Below are 24022 nucleotides of genomic sequence, written 5' to 3'. Positions count from 1 at the left end.
ATTCTTTTTTACATGAAGTTGGTAACATAAAAAGATTTCCTTTGGAGATACTAAACATGTAACGAAAGAAAGGAGATGATTTTTGTGACAGAATTAAAATGTTCTGTAAGAAGCTGCAGTTTCCAGAAAGATGATTGCTGTTGCCGTGGAAATATTACGGTAGAGGGTGCACATGCAAACCGCAACAGCGAGACAAGCTGTGGAAGTTTTGAAGAGAAGAAAAACTGTGGATGTGCCAATTCGACCGGTAAACCGCCGAAGATGAGCGATGTTACCTGTGAGGCAGTAAACTGTAAATTCAATGAAGGAAGAAAATGTCATGCAAAAGACATCCAGGTAGCCGGAACGAATGCCTGTACCTGTATGGAAACAGAGTGTGCCAGCTTCTGTTGTTCCTAAAAAGTGGAATATCAGTAAGTTTTAGCAAAATATTTCTGTGTCTACTCTTAACAGATTGGACACAGAAATTTAGAAGAATCTTAAGAAAAATACTATTGTAAATGAGATGAAAGAAAGTATAATGTGATTGAAGCATAAATAAAGCAGAAGTAATGTGTAAGGTGTAGATGGTAAACAGGAGGAAGCAAATGAGAAAAAAGTCACATATTTTGCTGGCACGTTATATTGCAAAGAATACAGAGGATGAAGAACTTAAGAAACATAGACTGTCTTTTTATATTGGCAGCATCCTGCCGGATTGCAAACCATCTTTTGTATATAAGAAACATGAAATCAATGGGACGTTTCCGGATGTGAAAAAGATGGTGAATCAATTGATTTTCGGTAAACAGCAGGGGAAACTGACCCGTAAACGCCGGTATTATATGAATCTCGGGCAGGTAACGCATTATGTAGCTGATTATTTTACTTATCCGCATAACAAGATTTATCCGGGAAACTTAAAGGATCATTGTTCCTATGAAGAACAATTGAAGCGAAGCCTTAAAAATTATATCATGAGCCGGAATATGGAAGCAGGGGAAAAAGTGCAGGCTGATTTTCCTGATGCAGAGGCACTGTATGAATATATTTTAGAGAGGCATAAACAGTATCTTGGAAGAAAAATTAATATAGAAACAGATATTCGGAATATAGTAGCAACCAACCGGATGCTGGTGGAGGCCATTGCCGATTTGTTTTATAAAACACAGCATAAGGAAAAAATGCCGCTTGCTGTCGAATATTGACGAAAAAAGATGTTATATTTTGTTTGATTTTTGGTGATGAGCAGAGTAAAATGAATTTACAAAGAACAACACAGAGATGGGACACAGCATAGGAGAAATGCTTATGGATGAAAGGGAAGCACTTCGCATTGCGATTGAACGTGCAAGAATCCGACTGGATGAAGCACTGGAACGAGCGAAAAGTATGGATGAATGCTATGACCTGAGCCTGGAAGTGGACAGACTGATTGAGAACTATGTATCGCTATGTGAGCAAAAAGAACTTGTACCAATAAGATAAAAGTAAAGAGTAAGTGGAAAGAAGTACATTGAGAAATGTGCTTCTTTTTTTTGTGCATTTTTATGTGTAGTATATTGATTTTTTCCCAAAAGTGGGGTAATATGTATTCATAAGTGGAGGAAAGTGGTTGAAAATGGCACAAAGTGGTGGATAAGTTGATAACTTTGTGGATAAATAGCAACCGGACTGAGGTGTTTGACAATGTTCATGGGAGAGTACAGTCACAACATAGACGCCAAGGGCAGAATGATTGTTCCTTCCAAATTCAGAGAACAGCTCGGTGATGAGTTTGTAGTAACGAAGGGTTTGGATGGGTGTCTTTTTGTGTACCCAAATGAAGAATGGCAGAACATTGAAGAAAAATTCCGCAACGTACCACTTACCTCAAAAGATGCAAGAAAATTCTCACGTTTCTTCTTTGCAGGAGCAACAACCTGTGAAGTGGACAAGCAGGGAAGAATTCTTCTTCCGGCAGTGTTAAGAGAATTTGCCGGATTAGAGAAAGAAGTCGTATCAGTCGGAGTCTTAAAGCGAATTGAGATTTGGGACAAGAACAGATGGCAGGATACCAATACTTATGATGACATGGATGAAGTTGCAGAACACATGGCAGAACTTGGCTTGAGTATCTAAAGGAGTGAACATGGAATTTAAACACACATCGGTTCTCTTGCATGAGACCATAGACAATCTGAATATTCGCCCGGACGGAATTTATGTAGACGGAACGCTCGGTGGAGCGGGACATTCTTCCGAAATTGTAAAAAGGCTGAATGAGAACGGAAGGCTGATAGGAATTGACCAGGACGAAGATGCAATTGCAGCAGCCAGTGAGCGGTTAAAGGATTATTCTGATAAAGTAACCATAATCCGCAGCAATTACTGCAATATGAAAGAAGAATTGAACCGTATCGGAGTGACGAAGGTAAATGGAATTCTTCTTGATCTGGGAGTATCTTCCTTTCAGTTAGATACACCGGAGCGTGGATTTACCTACCGGGAAGAAGATGCACCACTGGACATGAGAATGGATCAGCGTCAGACATTAACGGCAAAAGATATTGTAAATGATTACAGTGAATCAGAGTTGTATCGTATCATAAGAGACTATGGGGAAGACCGGTTCGCAAAGAATATTGCAAAGCATATTGTCGCAGCCCGGGCAAAGAAACCAATTGAGACAACCGGAGAGCTGACCGCAATTATCCGGGCATCCATACCGATGAAAGTACAGAGTACTGGCGGACATCCGGCAAAGAGAACGTTTCAGGCAATTCGTATTGAACTGAATCGTGAGCTGGAAGTCTTATCGGATACCCTGGATGAGATGATAGACCTTTTAGAGGAAGATGGAAGAATCTGTATCATTACCTTCCATTCCCTGGAAGACAGAATTGTAAAGAACATCTTTCGCAAAAATGAAAATCCATGTACCTGTCCGAAAGAATTTCCGGTGTGTGTATGTGGCAAGAAACCAAAAGGAAAAGTAATCACTAGAAAACCGATTCTTCCAACGAAATCTGAAATGGAAGAGAATCCGAGAGCAAAAAGCGCAAAATTAAGAGTATTTGAACGGCATATCAATGACTAGGGAGAGACGTGAAAATGGAGAAGACAAGAAGAAATTATCGAACACGGACTTACATAGATGGAAACACTGTCCGTAAATTAGAAGCTGCACCGGATTACCGCAGAGAACAGGAAGAAAAGCAGCGGGAGGAAATCAGACAGCGCAACAGACGTATGGCGCAGAAGAATCAGGAGAAGTCAGCACATATGGATTTGGGTTATGTGGCATTTTTATCTGTATCGCTGCTGGTTATGTGTGTGGCAGCAGTACTGTATATTCGTCTGCAGTCTGGAATTACAACGCATTTAAAGACAATTTCTGCATTAGAAAGCCAGGTAGCTGAATTAAAGGCAGATAATGATGCGGCAGAAAAAAGAATCGAGACAGCAGTAGATCTTTCAACCATCAAGGATATAGCAATGAACCAGCTTGGCATGAGCTATGCGGGACCGGACCAGATTATACATTATACGGTTGATAAAGAAGATTATATGAATCAGTTTGAGGATATTCCGAATAAGTAGGAAACAAACGTGGTGGTAAAATGGCAGGAAAGAGACGCGGCGGAAAGAAAATAGCAAAATTTAGTAAGAAAATGCAAAAGAAACTTGTAGTGCTGTTTGTAATAATAGCACTACTTTTGTTGGGATTAATTGTAAGATTGATGTATATTGAACACACCAGTGGAAAGAAATACGAAAAGAAAGTATTATCCCAGCAGAAATATGACAGTACGGTCATTCCTTATCAGCGTGGAAATATTACAGACTGCAAGGGAACGATACTTGCAACCAGCGTGGATGTATACAATGTGATATTAGACTGTAAGGTATTAAACAGTGATTCGGCAGATATTGACCCGACCATCGATGCACTGATAACCTGTTTCCCACAGCTGAATGAAACCGATTTACGTAATCTGATTACGGATAAGCCAAAGAGCCAGTACAATGTTCTGGCAAAGAAATTAAGCTATGAAGAGATTCGGGCGTTTGAAGATATGCAGGCGGCAGAAAAGGAAGCTTCCGATAAGAAGAGCGGCGATGCAGAGAAAAAAGGAAAAATTAATGGAGTCTGGTTTGAAAAAGAATACCAGAGAGAATATCCATATGGTTCTCTAGCCAGTGCGGTAGTAGGATTTACTACCAGCGGTAATCTGGGAATGAATGGAGTGGAAAATTCCTATAACAGTGTTTTGAATGGAACCAACGGAAGAGAATATGGTTATCTGAATTCCGACAGTAATTTTGAGAAGACAGTAATCGATGCCCAGAATGGTAATGATGTTACACTGACCATTGATGCAAATATCCAGAAAATCGTAGAAGATAAGATTGCTGCATTTGAAGAAGAATACAGGGATGCAGCAAGAGAAGGTGCTGGAAGTAAACATGTGGGAGTTATTGTAATGAACCCCCAGAATGCTGAAGTGCTTGCCATGGCAAATTATCCAAATTATGACAGTAGTAATCCAAGGGATTTGTCTGCCTATTATACCCAGGAAGAAATTGATGCTATGGATGACGATGCAGAACTGGATGCTTTAAACCAGTTATGGTCTAATTTCTGCATTACTTATACTTATGAACCGGGCTCTACCGTAAAACCTTTTACCGTAGCCTGTGGTCTGGATACCGGAACTTTAGACCCGAACCGTACTTTTATCTGTGATGGATACGAGACGATTTCCGGTCATGACATTCACTGTGTAAATACCAACGGACATGGACTTGAAACAGTAGAAGATGCCTTAAAGAATTCCTGTAATGATGCCCTGATGCAGATGTCTTATGATATCGGACCTGAGAATTTCTCCAAGTATCAGCAGATTTTCGGCTTTGGTACCAAGACAAACATTGATTTACCGGGAGAGGCCAGAACTGATTCCTTAATTTATACCGAAGACCAGCTAAGCACCATTAACCTGGCTACCAATTCCTTTGGACAGAACTTTAATGTTACCATGATACAGGTGGCAAGTGCTTTTTGTTCCATTATTAATGGTGGTAACTATTATCAGCCACATGTGGTAAAGAAAATAACAGATGAAAATGGGAATGTCATACAGGAAGACAATGGAACCTTGTTAAAGAAAACAGTGTCTTCATCTACCAGTGAATTATTAAAACAGTATCTTTATGCAACGGTTTCCGATGGTACCGGAAAATATGCAAAAGTGCCGGGATACTCTATGGGTGGAAAGACCGGAACAGCACAGAAGCTTCCTCGAGGACAGGGAAATTATCTGGTTTCCTTTATCGGTTTTGCACCAGTAGACAATCCGCAGCTTTTGGTATATGTAGTAGTAGACGAACCAAACGCAGAAGAAGAGTTTCACAGTACCTTTGCACAGGAAATCGCAAAGGGAATTTTCGAAGAGACATTGCCTTATCTTAATATTTATCCGGATGAGGACATTGTTGTAACAGAAGAGACAGACCCGGCAGAAGCACCGGCAGATGGAACAACAGATGTTCCGGATTCTGCACCGGAGGATTCTATGGTAGACCAGACACCGGATATTGCAGAGGAAACAGTACCACCGGAGGATGGTTTACAGCCACAGGATGTAGCACAATAGAGAAAACAACATAACCTTGTAAAAGTTGTAATAGATTATAATAACTGCTTTTATGAGGTTATGTTTTTATGTTTCAGCAAAAAATGCAGGAGGAAGAAGAAAACAGATTTTGCATCTATCGGAATAAAACCTTTAACCGACGAAAAATTATGATTATTTTTGTGGCAGCATTACTGCTGATGGTATTTCTGATGGGACGACTGGTGTATCTTATGATATTCTGTTCAGAATACTATGGGGTCCGGGCGGAGAATCTCCATGAAAGAGAAAGGGATATCAAGGCGGCAAGAGGAAATATTTATGACAGAAATGGTGTGGTTTTAGCAGAAAATAAGACGGTATGTACGATTTCTGTGATTCACAGCCAGATAGAAGACCCGGAAAAGGTAATTGCAGTTTTAACAAAAGAGCTTGGCATGTCAGAAGAGACAGTGCGGAAGCGGGTAGAGAAGGTTAGTTCCATTGAACGGATTAAGACGAATGTGGAGAAAGAAACCGGAGATGCGATTCGATCTTATGAACTGGCGGGCGTGAAGATCGATGAAGATTATAAACGGTATTATCCTTATAATGAACTGGCTTCTAAAGTAATCGGATTTACTGGCGGGGACAATCAGGGAATTATCGGAATAGAAGTAAAATATGATGAATATCTGGAGGGCATCAATGGAAAGATACTTACATTGACAGATGCCAGAGGCGTAGAGATCAAAAATGCCGGAGAGCGGCGGAGTGAGCCGGTAGAAGGAGATGACCTTTATTTAAGTCTTGATTATAATATCCAGATGTATGCAGCGCAGGCGGCAGTAAAGGTGCGGGAGGAAAAACAGGCAGATAGTGTCAGCATCCTTGTGATGAACCCACAGAACGGCGAAATTCTTGCTATGGTAAATGAACCGGAGTTTAATCTCAATGAACCTTTTGCCTTAAATACGGAGAATGACACGGAATTGAGCGAAGAGGAGAAGCAGGATGCTTTAAATAAAATGTGGAGAAACCAGTGCATCAATGACACTTATGAACCGGGATCCACTTTTAAGATAATAACAGCATCCGCAGCCTTGGAGGAGGGAAAAGTAAGTCTTTCTGACCAGTTTAACTGTCCGGGATATAAGATTGTGGAGGACAGGAGAATCCGCTGCCATAAAGTGGGAGGGCATGGGGCAGAGGATTTTACCCATGGCATTATGAATTCCTGCAACCCGGTATTCATAGAAATCGGACTTCGTATCGGTTCCGACCGCTTCTGCGATTATTTTGAACAGTTTGGTTTATTATCCAGGACAAATATAGATTTACCGGGGGAAGCATCCACCATTATGCATAAAAGAGAAAATATCGGTCAGGTGGAGCTTGCAACCATGTCCTTTGGGCAGTCCTTCCAGATTACACCGATTCAGCTTGCAACTACGGTTTCCTCTATTATAAATGGAGGAAACCGTGTGACGCCGCATTTTGGTGTGGAGACGAAAAATGCAGAAGGAGAAGTGACACATACTTTTGTCTATGGACAAAAGGAACATATTGTAAGCGAAGAAACTTCCACCACCATGCGCTATTTGCTGGAAAAAGTAGTATCTGAGGGCAGTGGAAAGAATGCGGCTCTTGAAGGCTTTTCTATTGGCGGCAAAACCGCAACGTCCCAGACGCTTCCACGTAGTGAAAAAAGGTATATTTCTTCTTTTTTAGGCTTTGCTCCGGCTGACGATCCGCAGGTACTTGCCTTAATTATTATCAATAATCCACAAGGCGTTTATTATGGTGGAACCATAGCAGCACCGGTCTGCCGGGATTTGTTTTCCAATATTCTGCCATATCTTGGCATTGAGCAGGCACTGGTTACAGAAGATGCGGAAATTCAGGAAAATCCGTGAAACTTTGGGAAGATATCTTGCAGGAAATCTCTAAATAACGTATACTAGATAAGTTGAAATGATATACAAAAAGAAAATAAAAAGAGGTGCAGTTATGACGTATCATGTTATTCTTCCGGTTATTATCGCTTTTGCAGTGAGTGCATTGCTAGGACCGGTCGTAATTCCTTTTTTAAGAAGATTGAAAGTTGGTCAGACGGAGCGGAAAGAGCTTGAATCCCATCAGAAGAAAATGGGAACCCCTACCATGGGTGGATTGATGATTATCGCAAGTATTATTGTAACCAGTCTGATTTATGTAAAAGATTATCCGAAGATTATTCCGATTCTCTTTATGGTAGTAGGATTTGGCGTAATTGGATTTTTAGATGATTATTTGAAGGTTGTACTGAGACGGTCGGATGGACTGCTTGCATGGCAGAAAATGTTATGCCAGCTTGTAGTGACCACTGTTTTTGTGGTATACATGGTGAAGTTTTCAGATGTTTCCCTTACAATGCTGCTTCCATTTTCCGGTGGAAAATACTGGAATATTGGCTGGCTTGCAATTCCGGTCATGTATTTTGCAGTAATCGGAACTGTAAACGGAGTCAACTTTACCGATGGCTTAGATGGTCTTGCTACCAGCGTAACCATTATCGTAGCAACCTTCTTTACTGTAGTTGCAGTGGGAACCAACAGCGGAATCGAACCGATTACCTGTGCTGTAGTAGGTGCATTGATGGGATTCCTTCTGTTTAATGTATATCCGGCAAGTGTATTTATGGGAGATACCGGTTCTCTTGCACTGGGTGGATTTGTGGCAGCTACCGCATATATGCTTCAGATGCCAATTTTCCTTCTGATTGTGGGACTGATTTATCTGGTAGAAGTATTATCTGTTATCATTCAGGTAACCTATTTTAAAAAAACAGGTGGAAAGAGAATTTTCCGTATGGCTCCGATTCATCACCACTTTGAATTAGGTGGCTGGTCAGAGACTAGGGTAGTGGCAGTATTTTCAATTGTAACAGCAATCTTATGTCTGGTTGCATTGATTGGATTATAAAGAGACAGGAGTGAATAAAATGGAATTTCAGGAGAAAAATGTACTGGTATTTGGCTCTGGGAAAAGTGGAATTGCTGCAGCAGAGCTGTTAGAAAAACAGAATGCGAATATTTTCGTTTTTGAAGGAAATGAAAAGCAGAGTGTAGCAGAAATCAAAGAAAAATCGGAGAGCTTTGCCAAGGCAGAAATCTATGTGGGCACCCTTCCGGAAGAAGTGATGGATAAACTGGATTTTGTTGTGTTAAGTCCGGGTGTTCCAACCGATTTACCATTGGTAAATGCCATGCGTGATAAGAACATTACGATTATTGGTGAGATTGAGCTTGCTTATCAGGTGGCAAAAGGAAAAATCCTTGCAATTACAGGAACGAATGGCAAGACGACAACCACTACACTGGTGGGAGAAATTTTATCCAATTACTTTAAGGATGTAAAAGTCGTAGGAAATATTGGAATTCCATATACATCGGTAGCGGCAGATACCACAGAAGAAACGGTAACAGCAGCAGAAATCAGCAGTTTCCAGTTAGAGACAATTGTAGATTTTGCTCCGGATGTATCTGCTATTTTAAATATTACACCGGATCATCTGAACCGTCATCATACCATGGAAAATTATATTAAGGCAAAAGAGGACATTACAAAGAATCAGAAAGCAAACGATGTCTGCGTCTTAAATTATGAGGATGAAGTACTTCGCAAATTTGGGGAATCCTTATCCATGAAAGTGCTCTGGTTTGACAGTAAAAAGCCGGTACAGAATGGATGTTATTTAAATGGTGAGAAGATTATTTATGTCTCTGAGGGCAAAGAGGAAGAAGTCATTGATGTCAATGAGCTAAATATTCTTGGAACCCATAATTATGAAAATGTTATGGCGGCAGTTGCCATGACCATAAGTATCGGAGTACCGATGGATGTCATTGTAAAAACACTGCGTGAGTTCCAGGCAGTAGAGCATAGAATTGAATATGTTACGGAGAAACGTGGCGTAAAATTCTATAACGATTCCAAGGGAACAAACCCGGATGCAGCGATTAAGGGAATTCAGGCAATGAACCGTCCGACACTTCTCATTGGCGGTGGCTATGATAAGCAGTCTGAATATGATGAATGGATAGAAAGCTTCGATGGTAAAGTAAAGAAATTAGTATTAATCGGAGTAACAAAAGAGAAGATTGCAGACTGTGCAAAGAGACATGGATTTACAGAGTATGTATTCGCAGACAGTCTCGAAGAGGCCGTAAATATCTGCTATGACAATGCAGTTTCCGGTGATGCCGTATTATTATCACCGGCATGTGCAAGCTGGGATATGTTTAAAAGCTACGAAGAACGAGGAAGAATATTTAAGGATTTGGTGCGCAATTTAAAGGAGTAGTGATTTATGGGCCGCAGACCGGGAAGAAAATCAGGCACAAAAGAAAAGACAATTAAATATTTTGACTATACACTTTTGTTTGTTATTATTTTCTTAGTGTGTTTTGGTCTGGTTATGCTGTACAGCACCAGTTCTTATAATGCACAGATTGAGTATGGCGATGGAACTCATTATCTAAAGCGGCAGGCATTTGCATGCTGCCTTGGATTTGCTGCCATGTTTGTGATTTCCAAGATTGATTATCATGTGTGGAAGAGACTGTATGGTGTGGCATACATAGGCGCATTTTTACTGTGCGTTTCCGTTATCTTTTTAGGATCGAATGGAAATGGTTCTACCAGATGGTTCCGCCTTGGTCCGCTTTCTTTCCAGCCATCTGAGTTTGCAAAGCTTGCTGTCATTATTTTTCTTGCAACGGTAATCAGCCGCATGCAAAAGAAGATTGGCGATCTGAAGGAACTGATGAAGGTAATGGTTTTACTGCTTCCGCTGGTTGGACCGGTTGCTTATACGAACTTAAGTACCGCGATTATCATTGTGGGTATCGCAGTGGCAATGGCGTTCGTGGCAAGCCCGAAATATGCGCAGTTTGTGGGAATGGCAATCGCAGTATTCGCTTTCGGAGCAGTCTTTATTGTACTGGCAAGCTATCGTGCAGAACGTATCAAAATCTGGCTCCATCCGGAGAATTATGATAAAGGTTATCAGACCATGCAGGGCTTATATGCCATTGGTTCTGGAGGACTTTTTGGAAAAGGACTTGGTGCCAGTATGCAGAAGCTTGGGTTCGTACCGGAAGCGCAGAATGATATGGTATTTTCCATCATCTGTGAGGAGCTTGGATTATTCGGAGCAATCTGCCTGATTTTGCTGTTTATCTTAATGCTGTGGCGTTTTATGGTAATTGCCAATAATGCGAAAGATTTATATGGTGCATTGCTGGTGGTTGGTATTATGGCTCACATTGCCATTCAGGTAATCCTTAATATCGCCGTTGTAACCAACAGTATTCCAAATACCGGTATCACACTTCCTTTTATCAGTTATGGTGGTACTTCGGCATCATTCCTCTTAGCAGAAATGGGACTTGCGTTAAGTGTTTCCAGAGGAATTCAGTTGGAGGGATAGGATATGATACGAGAAGAACGCAGAAAGAAGAGAAGAAGAAAACATATCCTGATTGGATTTCTGACTACACTGTTGATTCTGGCACTGGCAGCACTCATTGTAATCAAGGTATTTACCGTAAAAAATGTCGAAGTAGAAGGCAATAAATTATACAGTGATGAGCAGATTAAGGAATGGGTCTTAAATGATGACTATTCCTGGAATACATTATATGTATATTTTAAATATCGTTTCTTTGATACACAGGAAGTTCCGTTTATTGATACGATGGAGGTGAGTGTCAAATCACCGCATACCCTTCATGTAGAAGTATATGAAAAAGGACTGCTGGGCTACTTATATATGGATTCCCTGGGACAGAATGTCTATTTTGACAAAGATGGCTTTGTAGTGGAAATGTCTACAGATGTCATCGAAGGAGTACCGCAGATTACCGGACTGGCTTGTGGGGAAGCAGTACTTTATGAAAAACTTGACGTAAGCGGAAAAGATACCCTAAAGGATTTGCTGGCAGTAACCCAGACCTTAAAGAAGTATAATCTGGTTCCGGATACCATCAATTATGATGACCAGGGAAACGTGACCCTGCAGTACGGAACGATTACGGTGAATCTTGGACAGGCAACCAGCCTTACGGAAAAAGTAGTTCGTATGGAGAAAATTATGCCAAATCTGGAAGGACTTACAGGCATTCTTCATCTGGAAGACTGGACAGAAGATACCACAGATATTACTTTTGAAAAGACGGCGTAATTTTTTCAAAAAAACAGAAAATATAGGTTGATTATTTTTACGAAAAATTATATGATAGAGTATATGAGTAAATAAAGGCATACTTTTTATGAGAAATCTGTAAAGCAGATTTCTCATAGATTACATATAGAATGAGGGAGAGAAGGAGGAACTACCTTGCTTGAAATTAAAACAACAGAAGCAGAATCCAGTGCTAAAATTATTGTAATTGGTGTTGGTGGTGCAGGTAATAATGCAGTAAATAGAATGATTGATGAAAATATTGGTGGTGTTGAGTTTGTTGGAGTAAATACCGATAAACAGGCATTACTTTTATGTAAAGCACCTACGTTGATTCAGATTGGTGAGAAGCTTACCAAAGGACTTGGAGCAGGAGCACAGCCGGAGGTTGGAGCCAAAGCTGCAGAAGAGAGTATGGAAGAGTTGTCAGCAGCTATTGAAGGTGCAGATATGGTATTCGTAACCTGTGGTATGGGTGGCGGAACCGGTACAGGAGCAGCTCCTGTTGTGGCAAAGATTGCAAAGGATCAGGGAATTCTTACCGTTGGTGTTGTAACTAAGCCGTTTAAATTTGAAGCAAAAGCAAGAATGGTAAATGCTTTAAGCGGTGTTGACAAGCTTCGTGAGAATGTAGATACCTTGATTGTAATTCCAAATGATAAATTATTAGAGATTGTAGACCGCAGAACAACCTTCCCGGATGCATTAAAGAAAGCAGATGAGGTGCTTCAGCAGGCGGTTCAGGGAATCACAGATCTGATTAATATGCCGGCATTGATTAACCTTGATTTCGCAGATGTTCAGACTGTTATGAAGGACAAGGGTCTTGCACATATCGGTATCGGTATGGCTAAGGGTGATGATAAGGCAATTGAGGCAGTCAAACTGGCTGTTACCAGTCCATTGCTTGAGACAACTATCAATGGAGCAAGCCATGTTATTATCAATATTTCCGGTGATATTTCTCTTATGGATGCCAATGATGCAGCAAGCTATGTAGAAGATCTTGCCGGCGATAATGCAAATATTATCTTTGGTGCAAAATATGATGAGACTATGACAGATGCTGCAACGATTACTGTAATTGCAACAGGACTGGAAGAGAATGCAGCAAAAACCACTGCATCTTCTAATCTTATGTCCGGATTGAAATATCCAAATACAGCAGCAACCACCAGACCGGTCATTAATTCCGGACTTGTAAACCGTACTGCTAATGTTACAACCAACAGCAGTTTCGGAGCAACATCTACTCTGGGACAGACTGCTGCACAGCAGCCAGCTCCGACAGCTTCTCCATTTATTGGAATTACCAAACCAAAGAGACCGGAAAGTACTGTTCATGAGAAGGATATTAAAATTCCGGAGTTCTTAAAGAGTACCAAAAAATAAGAACTATCATTTTGAAAAGGATAGCAATAAAATTATAGTGTAAGAGTAGAAAAGGAATTTGAAGTTCCTATATGATACGACGCTTAGAACATTTGAAATGTACCAGATACTGGTGACAGCCATTGTTCTAAGCGTTTTTTTCGTTGTCAGGCATCCGTAAGAAGCTGCCGGTGGCAGCTTCTTACGGTAAGATTTGCAGAGTGCATTACGTTTCTTTTGCAACTTCCCTGCCGGGCAGTCGGATTCTGTCAATGAAATGAAAGAATGGCTGCATCTGTTTTGACAAAATATGCAGAGGAAAGTTTGTATAATGCAGGAAAGGAAGGGAGGTGGCATGTATTTATGAGATATATTTAGATGTTCTTTTTGTCAATAGTTTCCTGATGGATGTGCTGAATCTGTTCCTGACAGGCATATTTTTGCGGAATCTCATACATAAGGGCAGGATACTGCTTGCTGCCTTATTTGGAAGTGGTATGGGAGTCATTTGTTTTCTGATGCTTTCATCCTATAGATTGTATCGGCTGATTATGTATGTACCGGTTCCGCTTGGCATGGTTATGATTGCATTTTTTACGAGGAAACATACGACACAAAGAGTCGCTTTTCTGATAAAAAACTGGCTTGGCTGTTTTTTGTTTTCGATTCTGACAGGAGGCTGCATGCAGTGGCTCAATAAGAGCCTTTTTTATGGGCAGCATTTTTATCTGGCAATGGTGCTGACGGCGGGAATTGCTGTGTCAGCATCCATAATATGGCGCAGCAGAAAGGAGAGAAGCCGGCATCTTTATCAGGTGCGTCTTTGCTATCATGAACATGAATTGCTGTTAGAAGCCTATTATGATACCGGAAATCTGCTGATCGACCCCTATGTGGGAAAACCGGTCAGTATCATAGATAAAGAGCTTCTGATGCCGATTTTCCGGGAAGATGAGCCGGTAGTACGACTGTTGCCATTTAGCAGTATGGGAGAGAAAAACGGCTTGGTAGAAGCACTTACCGTAGAAGAACTTTATATTAAAGAAGGAAAAAAAGAGCGGCAGATTTTACAGGCGGTGATTGCACTTGGAAGTCCATCGTTGTTTCAAAAGAAGGAATATCAGATGATTTTAAATTGCCATCTGCTATAGGATGGAATGTGAATAAGAGAGGAAAGAGGAGTTGTAATGTATTTAAAAGTAGATATACCGGAGCATTTTCAGTTTCGCATTGTGCGTAGTTTAAAAGATATGCTGCTTCGTAAGGAGACGGAGATTCACTATATCGGAGGGGCAGAGGTGCTGCCGCCACCGCTTCCGGCGAAAGAGGAAATGGAATGTATCGGACAATTGGTGAAAGAGCAGAGTGAGACTGCAAGAAAGAAATTAATCGAGCATAATCTGAGACTTGTAGTATACATAGCGAAGAAATTTGACAATACGGGAGTAGGAGTGGAGGATTTGATTTCTATTGGAACCATCGGATTAATCAAGGCAATTAATACTTTTAATCCGGAAAAAAATATCAAGCTTGCAACCTATGCCTCCCGATGTATTGAAAATGAAATTCTGATGTATCTGCGTAGAAATAATAAGACGAAATTAGAGGTATCCATTGATGAGCCGTTAAATGTGGACTGGGACGGAAATGAATTACTACTTTCGGATATTTTAGGAACAGATGAAGATGTCATTTACCGGGATATTGAGACTGAGGTTGAAAAGAAGCTTTTGAATAAAGCAATTGAGCATTTAAACGGCAGGGAGCGGACAATTATTGAACTGCGGTTTGGCATCAATTCGAAAAACGGTAATGAACTGACCCAGAAAGAGGTGGCAGATTTATTAGGAATTTCCCAGTCTTATATTTCCAGGCTGGAGAAAAAGATTATGAAACGATTGAAGAAAGAAATTGTGCGATTTGAATAAAAAAGAAAGAAAATGTATACATTTTTTGTCCAATATGATAAAATAATACTATCATAAGTTCGACAATAAAGAGATGGCGAGGAGATGGTATTATGTTATTGGAGTTTTTAGGGGCTGCACATGAAGTAACTGGAAGTTGTCATTTTCTGCAATGTCAGGATAAGCGGATACTGGTGGATTGTGGTATGGAGCAGGGACCGGATTTATATGTGAATCAGGAGATTCCGGTGAATGCATCTAATATTGATTATGTGTTTGTAACACATGCCCATATCGACCATTCAGGCTTACTTCCATTGCTGTATAGTCATGGATTCCGGGGACAGATATTTGCGACAACAGCAACCAGCGAACTTTGTAATATCATGTTAAAGGACAGTGCACACATCCAGATGTTTGAAGCAGAGTGGAGAAACCGTAAGGCTAGGAGAGCCGGATTACCGGAAGTAGTGCCTCTTTACGATATGGATGATGCACAGGGGGTTTTAGAGCATTTTGTATCATGTGATTACAATAAAATCATTGAAATCTGTAATGGAGTAAAAATCCGGTTTGTAGATGCCGGACATCTTCTTGGTTCATCCAGCATTGAGGTATGGCTGACGGAAGAAGATAAGACTGTGAAAATTGTATTTTCCGGAGATATCGGTCATGGCAATAAGCCATTGATTAAAAATCCGCAGTTTATCGATGAAGCAGATTATGTATTGATTGAATCCACTTATGGTGACCGGATACATGCAGATCCGCCGGATTATGCACCGGAACTTGCGGCAGTAATTAAGCGGACATTTGCAAGAGGTGGTAATCTTGTCATTCCGGCATTTTCTGTAGGTCGTACACAGGAAATGCTATATCATCTGCGACGGATTAAGACAGAACATCTGCTGCCGGAGTTTGAAGATTTTGAGGCCTATATCGACAGCCCGCTGGCTGTGGAAGCAACAAATATTTTCCATAAGAGTGTAGAAGACTGCTTCTCTGATGAGGCAAAGAAATTAGTGGAGCAGGGTATTAATCCGATTGGATTCCCGGGACTGAAAACGTCTGTTACCAGTGATGAATCCAAAATGATTAACTTCAGCAAGAAACCATTGGTTATCATTTCTGCTTCCGGTATGTGTGAGGCTGGCCGTATCCGCCATCATTTAAAACATAATTTGTGGAGACCGGAAAGCACGATTCTGTTTGTAGGATATCAGGTACCTGGAACCTTGGGTCATGCACTTTTGAATGGAGCCAAAGAAGTAAAACTTTTCGGTGAAAATATTCAGGTACATGCAGAAATTTTAAATCTTCCTGGTATCAGTGGCCATGCAGACCGTGATATGCTGACAAAATGGGCATCTGCATTTAAAAATCCACCAAAGCGTGTCTTTGTGGTACATGGTGAGGATAAGGTCTGTGATGAATTTGCAGAGCATCTGCATACGGAATTAGGCTATCAGGCGGTTGCACCATATAGTGGTGATACCTATGACTTATTAGAAAATGTCTGTGTTCATGAAGGAAGCCGTGAACTGGTTGAAAAGAAGAAAGACAAACCGGCAAAGGCATCCTCTAATGTGTTTGCAAGACTGCTGGCGGCGGGTCAGAGGCTGCTTAGTGTCATTCAGAAGAATGAAGGTATCCCAAATAAGGACCTTGCCAAATTTGCTGACCAGATTAATTCTCTGGCAGATAAGTGGGACAGATAGGAAGTTGAAAAGGAACTTGGAAATAAAGAAATAGAAAAGTATCATGAAAAGTAACCAGAAAAGACATTCGTATCCGGGAAAATGCCGGTGCGGATGTCTTTTTTTACTCGAGAAACTCGCAAAGCGTGTTTCTCGCTACTTGCTGTCAAGCATTTTCAAATGACTATGGAAAAAGAAGAAATATTCCGATATATAAGTGTAAGATAAAATGCAAGGAACAAATTACGAAATCAGGAGGAAATGCGATGGCAGTCAGACTGAATTTATTTTCCAATACGGAGCAGGATACAAAGAAGGTATCTACGGTGGAGGAATTGCCGCAGTATATGCTGAAATGCATTTATGATAATAATGTGGCAGAAGAAAGTGAAGAAGCAAAACAGGAAAAAATGGCGAAAATCAAACGGAAATTAGAGGCTGGAAAGAAGCTGACCAAAGAAGAACTTTCATGGCTTCAAAGAAATGACCCCATTGCATATGCCCATGCGATACGGATTCAGATGATTGCAGAGGAAGTGGAGAACGAGCTGAAAACTGCAAAGAGCAAAGAAGAAGCAAACCGTATTGTATCCACCGCTGTTTCCGGTATATCGGACAATGATCCGGATAAGGAATATATTGTAGCAGCAGTAAACAGGGTGTCAGATGAATTCCATAAATCCGGTGCCTATAGCAGACTGCCGGGAACTCAGGAAAGTGCAGAAAAGAGAAAGCAGAAAAAGGAAAATGGGATTTCTTTCAAGAGAGAGGATGAAAAGGAAGAACTGATGAACTGGAGTCCGTTGCAGGAAGTCATTGAGAAACTACCGACATTTACAGCCGGAGCATAGGATAAAATAAAAATCCGCATATCAGAGTATATCTGGTATGCGGATTTTTTTATGAAATCGTATTAATATCCTAATTCCTCTCCGATGAGAATTACTTTGATTCTTCCCGGAATACCACTTCTTCTGGTGATAACAACCTGATTACAGATACACTCCGGTGAGAGGCAGTCGGCACATGTTCCGGTGAGTGCACATGGCGTTTTCTTGCTAAGGCGGATGCAGTTGGCAGGAGTAGCAGTATTATGTACCCGGTCAAGAGCGTCGTCAACTGTTTTTACAACCTTATTCATACCGGCCATAACGATGACTTCCTTCGGGCCATAGATGAGTGCTGCAACCCGGTTGCCATTTCCGTCAATATTGACAAGCTGTCCGTCAGAAGTGATTGCATTGGAACTCATAAAATAATAATCTGCATTCAGACACTGATGATAAATTGCAGTTGTTTCTTCCGGTGTGGCAGCTTTGCTTCTGTCATAAAGAGTGATGTCAGTCTTATTTTGCAGAGCAGCCATCATACCACTTTCGGTTAAAGTCATGGAACCGCCAAAACCAACGGTTGCCTGTGTCGGCAGCATGGAAGTGGCAAGTGCAACGGCTTCTTCTTTGGTGGCACAGTAATATGCGTCAATCTGTCTTTTCTTGAATTTTTCAATCATGGACGTAGCGAGTGTTTCATAAAATTGTTTCTTTGGATCCATAAAGATACCTCCTTGATGCGTAAGTGTATGGTGAGAAAAATTCTTAATATACACCATACAAAATATATTACATCATAGGATGGGGATTTGGCAATCCGAAAAGTCAGATAGATTGTTTCATTGACAAAAAACATAAATGAGCACAAAATGGGTACAAATAAAGGATAAAAGATACATGTAAGAAAAGAGGAACCAAATGCAAAATAAAATTACAATAGAAGAATGCCAGAAATTATTAGAGCAGAATCCCTTTGGAAGTCTGCTGCAGATGAAGATAACAGAGGCAGAACTTGGAAGGGTAAAGGCAGAACTGCCATTCAAAAAAGAGTTTACAAATATCTATGGAGATTTGCACGGCGGAGTACTGTATTCGGCAGTGGATACCATATGCGGAATTGCGGCAGGAACCTATGGATATTATGTGACTACTGTGGACGGACAGATCCGCTATTTAAAAGCGGCGCGTGCAACAGAATATGTTACATGCACCGCCAAAGTGGTAAAACCCGGAAGGAACCTCACAGTAGTAGCATTTGAAATTACAGATGCCAATGGAATGCTTTTAAATACCGGTGATTTTACCTTTTATAATCTGAAAGAAAAAGAGATTTTATAAATTTTCATTTTTTAATGCATCCATGATATTTTCAGAAGAAAGCTTACGCATGGAATAAATCATGGTTGCAGCAACGACGACAAACACACTGCCAATGGCAATGACAAAGCTATACCATGGAATAAAGAATCCAAAGTCGATTCCATCACTGACTGCCCGATAAATAAGCCAGGTGATTCCAATAGAAGCCGGAAGTCCGTAAAGGAGTCCCTTGCAGCCATAGAGCAGACATTCAAACTGCATCATTTTTCGGAAGCCCTTCGGAGAAAGACCGATGGACTTTAACATGGCAAATTCACGTTTTCGTAAAATAATATTGGTAGAAATCGTGTTAAATACATTGGCTGCCGCTATCAGGGAAATTAGTGTAATAAATCCATAGGAAAAAATATTGATAACGGTAATCATGGCACGCTCATTTTCAATGGAATCCATATAATCATAGATATCAGCAGAAATATTTTCGTTGTCAAAGAGTGTATTTAAGTCGGTCTGTACCTGTTTGTGATTATCTGTTTTTATATAGTATGAATTTTCCAGTGAACTATCCGGGTTCTGGCTGAGTGCCTGCCAGAGAGCATCCTTACAGGAATATGGAAAAATAAATTTCGCATTATCGGAAGGAGCACTGACACCGAAAGGAATGGTATCACTGAAAGCACCAGCGGTGACGGTGCAGGTATTTTTCACATCTTCGTCTAAAGCGGATAATACAATATCCTGCGAAGAAGGATTGGCGAAAATATTAATGTCATAGTATTTGTCATTGAATACATGAAGCCGGTCAATCAATACACCCGTTGGATGATCAGAATTCTGATAATCGGAAGGATTTTCCCCGATTTCTTTTAAATAATCTTCAAATAAATGATCCTCCACGAAATAAATCAAAGTGGTAAGCTCACAGGAGTCATCTGCCAGGAGTGTATTGCTGTAATAAGCCTGTTCATAATCAGAATAGAAACTTTCAAATTCTTTCGAACAGTCTTCTTTGGCTACCGTAAAGCCAGCAGCGAAGCTGGCACCGTAAGAAGCCTTATCTATGCCATCTAAAGCACGGATTTTTGTTAAAAGAGCATCCGGGTCATAATTCTTTTCGGAATATATGGTGCAGGAAAGCTCATAACCGTTTCCGTTGTAAATACTGCCGGCAGAATGTGTCAGATAAGCACAAAAGCTGCTGGCAGAAATAAACAGTACAATACTTAAGAAAAGTGAGATAACAGTAGCACGGTATTTGCTGCGGCTTCGTTTATAGTTTTTGGCAGCAAGCATTCCTTCAAAGCCAAATAATTTTTCCGTAAGTGGAAATGTATGCACTTTTTTGGAACGGATGTTAATATCACTGGTCTGCCGGATGGCTTCTAAGGCAGATAACTTCATGGATTTCCGTGCTGGCAGGTAAGCAGAAATCAATACCGTAATAAAAGCGAGGGTGACGGCAATCACAATTCCGGCAACGGATGGCTGCAGGGTCAGGTGCAGTGTGGTTTCGCTTCGGTACAGCATGGCAAGAGTATCACCAGTGAAATAGAAGGTAATGCCAATGCCAACTAAACCGAAGAAGATTCCAAGCGGAATACCGATAAGACACAGGAAAGCCGCTTCAAACAGGATGCTGTGAATCATCTGGTGTCTGGTTGCACCAAGGGATGAAAGCAGACCAAATTGTCTGGTTCGTTCGCTGATAGAAATGGAAAATGCATTATAAATCAGTGAGATAGACCCAAGTACGATAATTGCAATCAAAATAACCGCAAGACTGGTGACGGTGCGGTTTAAGGAATCCTCCATGGATGCTCCGTCAAGCCGCAGTAAATCATAGTTCATGGTATAAGAATATGGTGCATTCTGCTCTAAAAAACTGGATACATCCTTGCTGTTATGAAGACAGAAGTAAATATCCTGATAGGATGTCCGGGCAGAAGAGAGAGTCAGTGCTGTATAACCCGGAGCCTGAAAGCTTTCAAAGGAAGGTCTGCTGTAAAAACCTACCACCTGATAAGTTTTTGACTCCGTATTTGTAATGGATTCTAACGGAATTACTTTTCCGTCTTTTGTTTTTTCTGACTTATTACCAAGCAGTGAAGTGTTATTATCTAAAATAGAACCATCTTCATCGACACGTTCTCCCACATCCAGTGTAATTTCATCATTTAAGTTATAAGCAATGCCACCGTCAAGAGGTGAGTGCTAATATTTTTGTTATTTTTTTGCAAACCCTTTAAAATCAATGGTTTGCAGTATCTTATTTCTTTTGAAATTGTGATTTTTTCTGTTTTGACACCAATTTGACACCAATTTTTCTTTTTAGGGTGTCAAGCATTTAACACCATATTATCCAGCCTTGCAATCTCATTTTCAATCCTTGTCAGCTCTCCAATATGGTTATACACTTCCATTGTTACATCTATATGGGCGTGTCCCATAATATATTGAAGAACTTTTACGTCCATACGGCACTCTGCCATTCTGGTACAAGCTGTGTGACGCATTACATGAGCTGAAAACTTCGGTAACAGTTCTGCTTTCCTATGCTCTTTTTTTGCTCTCTCTACTTCGGTTTTGTTATATGCGTCTACAATGTTATATAAAACACTATTTACGCCATTCGGCATAAGCGGTCTGCCCGATTTCGCTGTAAAGACAAACCCTGAATACCCGTCCACCTCAATGCTCTTATCCTTTGCAAGCATAAAATTGATTTTCCTTTGTTCCTCAAAGGCTTTTGCAACTTCTTGTGTCATAGGTATAATACGAATACCCGACTCCGTTTTTGGTGTTGAGATATGGAACTTGCAACCGTCGCCTAAATTCTTATAAATGAGCTGGTGGTCTACATTAACCGTTTTTGCCTTGATGTTTATATCTTTCCATGTAAGACCAATAAGCTCCCCACACCTTAACCCCGTACCAATCATTATGGTAAACATGGGATAATATGTGTTATAGACATTGCTCTGTTTTACAAACTCCATAAACTTTTCTTGTTGAGAAACAGTTAAGGCTTCTTTTTCCTCTGCTGGTTTTCCATAATCGCTAATGGAACTTTTTGCAGGGTTCTTTCGGATAATATCATCATCAACAGCCATTTCTAATGCAGGATAAAGCAGGTTGTGAATATACTTGATTGTAGAATAAGCATATCCAGCTTTGGAAAGTTTCGCATAATACGCTTTAATATGTGAGGGTAAAAGTTGAACAACTTTAATATTTCCAATCTCGTCTTTTACTCTGTTTTCCCAAGCACGAACATAACTAACTCTTGTAGTATCAGCCAGCTCACGAGTTGCCATATAACGCTCAAACAACGTGTTAAGCGTCATTTTTTTGATTGCTCCGTCTGTCAATATATTATCTTCCATATCTTTTGCAATCTGCTTCTCTTTTTCTCGAAGCTCTGGTAAATCTTGTGCATAGACTGTCAATCTCTTGCCTGTTCTTACATCTGTATAACGATAACTGTATCTTCCATCATTACGCCAGTTTTCGCCCTCTCTTAATTTTCTTCCTTTTGGGTCTTTTCTACTAATTGCCATGAGAACCATTCCTTTCTGAAAAAGCCTCTTTTCTTGTTCTCACAGCGTGCTTTGTCCTTTCTTATTATACTACACACGCCAGAGAACATAAATAGAAAATCGTTCTATTCTTCCAAATATAGCAAGTATTTCTTGACTTTTTCTATGGAATAAAGAACCCTGCGACCTATCACAATTTTTGCTCCTGCCTGCTCGCCAATCTTTCTTGCAGTAGCACGACCACAAGATAACATAGCAGACAGTCCCTCTATATCAACAGCAATCGGTTGTTCCGTTGCTCTTATTTTCGTTTTATTCATATTCCAACACCTTACCTCGCTGGAACATCACATCATTTAACACATCAGTCTTTAACATAATGTAACACCCCCTTTATTGTGTGTCTATTTATAAGTTACAGAAGCAGGCAGACGGCTTTGGAAAGCTCCGTTAGTATCTCAACTATTCCCATTCTTGTGGGCAGAACCGCACCATGCGGACGTATCATTATTCTGTGAGGATAGGTCGTGGCAAAACGACTTTTCCAACAGTCGCTCTCGGATCACTGCGTGGGTCGCTCGCTTTCTTTTGAAAAGGTCGTGGCGTACAGTCCCCGTGGCTCGCTATCTCACAAACGTATCTGTCTGCTTTATTCAGTTGTCAAAGAGCTGTGGCGAAAGCGTGTTGCTTTCATGTAAAAGCAGGTGCAGAGCAGGAAAGAGGGGGATTGAACAAATCATGCTCTGCGGTTACTGCTTGTTATTCTTCTTCGATTTCTAAGGCAATATCAAACCCTAAAATCATTTTAATAAGTGCTTCTCTGATAAGTCCCTTTAACTCCATATCTACAACAATATAAACATTGCCGTATTCATCATAGAGTGGACGCAGACAGCACTTTGATATGTACGGGTCATAAAATGCCAGTATCTTTTCAATCGCTTTTTCGTCCCCGCCCATTGCTTGTGAAAGCAAATAGTAGGACGGCTTCTTAAATGTTTGCTTCATTTTACTGTTTCTCCTTTAGTAATTTTTTCATAAGTGCCAATGAATTATGTCGATTTTGGAATACACCGCTTCTGGAAATATTCTGCTTTTTTGCAATTTCTTCGTTGTTCATTTCCAAGAAGTAATACATCAGCAAAGTTTCACGGTTACGCTCGGACAACTGTTTCAAGGCTTCTGCCAATTCATCATCATAGACACGAATATCATTACCGCATACGTTGAAAATCGTATAGTCCGTATCATAGTCGTCCCAGACAGCCAGATTTTCTACAACGATTTCTGGAAGTTCACAAAAGAGTGTTTCTTCCTTTTGTCGTCGTTTTAATTTCTTCTGATAGTCCTTAACAACATGTCGGACAACTTTCTTCAAACAACTTTCAAAACGGCATTGAACTGTTTTCTGGAAGTCAGACGGTTTCATCAATCTCACCCCCTTTCCGTTACGACGTGAAAAGTGGTTATCCCTCTTTCCACACCATATAGGGAACGGCAGGTGTGATTTGTTAAGTTGAGAACTCAAAAAAGCCAAAATTTTTCCAGAATGAAAAAAG

At 40.5% G+C, this 24022-nt stretch carries 24 protein-coding genes; 18 read left to right on the top strand and 6 right to left on the bottom strand.

Features of this window, described 5'->3' with window-relative positions; genetic code table 11:
- Positions 1-84 precede the first annotated feature (84 nt).
- The 17 genes from DWX65_RS07925 to DWX65_RS07850 all read left to right on the top strand — a co-directional run bounded on the left by DWX65_RS07925 (position 85) and on the right by DWX65_RS07850 (position 17628).
- A complete protein-coding gene (locus tag DWX65_RS07925) occupies positions 85-399 on the top strand; it encodes a DUF1540 domain-containing protein (RefSeq protein ID WP_022243376.1) in 315 nt (104 codons plus the stop codon).
- 188 nt (positions 400-587) lie between these two features.
- Positions 588-1187, top strand: a complete 600-nt coding sequence (locus DWX65_RS07920) for a zinc dependent phospholipase C family protein (protein ID WP_118173195.1) — start codon at positions 588-590, stop codon at positions 1185-1187.
- Between the two features lie 103 nt (positions 1188-1290).
- Positions 1291-1467 (top strand): hypothetical protein, encoded by a 177-nt coding sequence (locus tag DWX65_RS14965; protein WP_022243374.1) that lies wholly within the window; start codon positions 1291-1293, stop codon positions 1465-1467.
- Positions 1468-1668: 201 nt separating this feature from the next.
- Positions 1669-2100: a division/cell wall cluster transcriptional repressor MraZ gene (gene mraZ, locus DWX65_RS07915; RefSeq protein WP_022243373.1), complete on the top strand. Its 432-nt coding sequence runs from the start codon at positions 1669-1671 to the stop codon at positions 2098-2100.
- 10 nt (positions 2101-2110) lie between these two features.
- Positions 2111-3058, top strand: coding sequence for a 16S rRNA (cytosine(1402)-N(4))-methyltransferase RsmH (gene rsmH, locus DWX65_RS07910; protein WP_022243372.1), 948 nt, complete (start codon positions 2111-2113; stop codon positions 3056-3058).
- A gap of 14 nt (positions 3059-3072) precedes the next feature.
- Positions 3073-3561 (top strand): hypothetical protein, encoded by a 489-nt coding sequence (locus DWX65_RS07905; RefSeq protein ID WP_117698315.1) that lies wholly within the window; start codon positions 3073-3075, stop codon positions 3559-3561.
- 20 nt (positions 3562-3581) lie between these two features.
- The gene (locus DWX65_RS07900; protein WP_022243370.1) at positions 3582-5618 is read left to right on the top strand and encodes a peptidoglycan D,D-transpeptidase FtsI family protein; all 2037 of its coding nucleotides are present in this window, start codon (positions 3582-3584) and stop codon (positions 5616-5618) included.
- A gap of 68 nt (positions 5619-5686) precedes the next feature.
- Positions 5687-7492, top strand: a complete 1806-nt coding sequence (locus DWX65_RS07895; RefSeq protein ID WP_242997837.1) for a peptidoglycan D,D-transpeptidase FtsI family protein — start codon at positions 5687-5689, stop codon at positions 7490-7492.
- A 94-nt stretch (positions 7493-7586) separates the two neighbouring features.
- Positions 7587-8540 carry a phospho-N-acetylmuramoyl-pentapeptide-transferase gene (gene mraY, locus DWX65_RS07890; protein ID WP_117698314.1) on the top strand — a complete coding sequence of 318 codons (954 nt, stop codon included), beginning with the start codon at positions 7587-7589 and terminating at the stop codon, positions 8538-8540.
- Between the two features lie 19 nt (positions 8541-8559).
- Entirely contained in the window at positions 8560-9921 is a 1362-nt protein-coding gene (gene murD, locus DWX65_RS07885) for a UDP-N-acetylmuramoyl-L-alanine--D-glutamate ligase (protein ID WP_118173194.1), read from the top strand.
- 6 nt (positions 9922-9927) lie between these two features.
- Positions 9928-11049 carry a putative lipid II flippase FtsW gene (ftsW, locus tag DWX65_RS07880; RefSeq protein ID WP_117841199.1) on the top strand — a complete coding sequence of 374 codons (1122 nt, stop codon included), beginning with the start codon at positions 9928-9930 and terminating at the stop codon, positions 11047-11049.
- Positions 11050-11052: 3 nt separating this feature from the next.
- Positions 11053-11802 carry a cell division protein FtsQ/DivIB gene (locus DWX65_RS07875; protein WP_118173193.1) on the top strand — a complete coding sequence of 250 codons (750 nt, stop codon included), beginning with the start codon at positions 11053-11055 and terminating at the stop codon, positions 11800-11802.
- A 156-nt stretch (positions 11803-11958) separates the two neighbouring features.
- Positions 11959-13194 (top strand): cell division protein FtsZ, encoded by a 1236-nt coding sequence (gene ftsZ, locus DWX65_RS07870; RefSeq protein WP_118057797.1) that lies wholly within the window; start codon positions 11959-11961, stop codon positions 13192-13194.
- Positions 13195-13523: 329 nt separating this feature from the next.
- On the top strand, positions 13524-14324 hold the full coding sequence (locus DWX65_RS07865; RefSeq protein ID WP_118057796.1) for a sigma-E processing peptidase SpoIIGA: 801 nt from the start codon (positions 13524-13526) through the stop codon (positions 14322-14324).
- Between the two features lie 36 nt (positions 14325-14360).
- Positions 14361-15101 carry an RNA polymerase sporulation sigma factor SigE gene (gene sigE / locus DWX65_RS07860; protein WP_118057795.1) on the top strand — a complete coding sequence of 247 codons (741 nt, stop codon included), beginning with the start codon at positions 14361-14363 and terminating at the stop codon, positions 15099-15101.
- Between the two features lie 92 nt (positions 15102-15193).
- Complete coding sequence (locus DWX65_RS07855) at positions 15194-16798, top strand: MBL fold metallo-hydrolase RNA specificity domain-containing protein (protein WP_118057794.1); 1605 nt, start codon at positions 15194-15196, stop codon at positions 16796-16798.
- 245 nt (positions 16799-17043) lie between these two features.
- Entirely contained in the window at positions 17044-17628 is a 585-nt protein-coding gene (locus tag DWX65_RS07850; RefSeq protein ID WP_117698308.1) for a hypothetical protein, read from the top strand.
- A gap of 62 nt (positions 17629-17690) precedes the next feature.
- Here the strand turns inward: DWX65_RS07850 and DWX65_RS07845 are convergent, their stop codons facing one another.
- Complete coding sequence (locus DWX65_RS07845) at positions 17691-18329, bottom strand: lactate utilization protein (protein WP_117698307.1); 639 nt, start codon at positions 18327-18329, stop codon at positions 17691-17693.
- 196 nt (positions 18330-18525) lie between these two features.
- Here DWX65_RS07845 and DWX65_RS07840 point away from each other — a divergent pair, with 196 nt between their 5' ends.
- Positions 18526-18945 (top strand): PaaI family thioesterase, encoded by a 420-nt coding sequence (locus DWX65_RS07840; protein ID WP_117698306.1) that lies wholly within the window; start codon positions 18526-18528, stop codon positions 18943-18945.
- On the opposite strand, the gene DWX65_RS07835 is transcribed toward DWX65_RS07840, so the two are convergent.
- The 5 genes from DWX65_RS07835 to DWX65_RS07810 all read right to left on the bottom strand — a co-directional run bounded on the left by DWX65_RS07835 (position 18940) and on the right by DWX65_RS07810 (position 23892).
- Positions 18940-21081, bottom strand: a complete 2142-nt coding sequence (locus tag DWX65_RS07835; protein ID WP_118173192.1) for an ABC transporter permease — start codon at positions 21079-21081, stop codon at positions 18940-18942. The two genes, DWX65_RS07840 and DWX65_RS07835, sit on opposite strands and share 6 nt — an antisense overlap.
- Before the next feature lie 182 nt (positions 21082-21263).
- Positions 21264-22484, bottom strand: a complete 1221-nt coding sequence (locus DWX65_RS07830; RefSeq protein WP_117536952.1) for a tyrosine-type recombinase/integrase — start codon at positions 22482-22484, stop codon at positions 21264-21266.
- A gap of 104 nt (positions 22485-22588) precedes the next feature.
- Complete coding sequence (locus DWX65_RS07825) at positions 22589-22783, bottom strand: hypothetical protein (RefSeq protein ID WP_004614488.1); 195 nt, start codon at positions 22781-22783, stop codon at positions 22589-22591.
- 439 nt (positions 22784-23222) lie between these two features.
- Positions 23223-23471, bottom strand: a complete 249-nt coding sequence (locus tag DWX65_RS07815; protein WP_117536951.1) for a helix-turn-helix domain-containing protein — start codon at positions 23469-23471, stop codon at positions 23223-23225.
- A gap of 1 nt (position 23472) precedes the next feature.
- Positions 23473-23892 (bottom strand): RNA polymerase sigma factor, encoded by a 420-nt coding sequence (locus tag DWX65_RS07810; protein WP_015552791.1) that lies wholly within the window; start codon positions 23890-23892, stop codon positions 23473-23475.
- Positions 23893-24022: the final 130 nt, after the last annotated feature.

Origin of the sequence: Roseburia sp. AF20-18LB, from assembly GCF_003461185.1 — a bacterium.
Classification (GTDB): domain Bacteria; phylum Bacillota; class Clostridia; order Lachnospirales; family Lachnospiraceae; genus Roseburia_C; species Roseburia_C amylophila.
The sequence above is the reverse complement of the archived record's forward strand: the minus strand, read 5'-3'. Positions and strand labels throughout refer to the sequence as shown.